Genomic DNA, 300 nt, shown 5'->3' on the forward strand with positions numbered 1-300 from the left:
CTGCGGCTCGCTCGACAAGCTGGGTGCTGTGAACAGTAATGAGCCGCAGGAGGTCTGCGGATGCGTCTTCTTCTCGTAGCGATCTGACCAATGGGTCACGTTCGGAGACGGCGAAAAACGCAGCCAAGCCTCGGCCGAGCGCCAATCTGATATCACCAACGCAAGTGTAGAGGCCATCGTCCACCACACTGACCAGCTGATCGGTCAGTCGTATCGCGTAGCTCTCCGCCACACCGCGCCGGGACCCGAACTCGTTATAGATGGTCTGTCGAGACAAACCGGCTTCCTTCGCGACCTCGG

General features: G+C 59.7%; 1 pseudogene. It reads right to left on the reverse strand.

Annotated elements, in window-relative coordinates:
- A pseudogene (locus tag MTX35_RS26360) lies at positions 1-300 on the reverse strand (TetR family transcriptional regulator); the annotation flags it as partial.

This window comes from Rhodococcus sp. ARC_M12, assembly GCF_022810385.1.
In the GTDB taxonomy this organism is placed as follows: Bacteria; Actinomycetota; Actinomycetes; order Mycobacteriales; family Mycobacteriaceae; genus Rhodococcoides; species Rhodococcoides navarretei.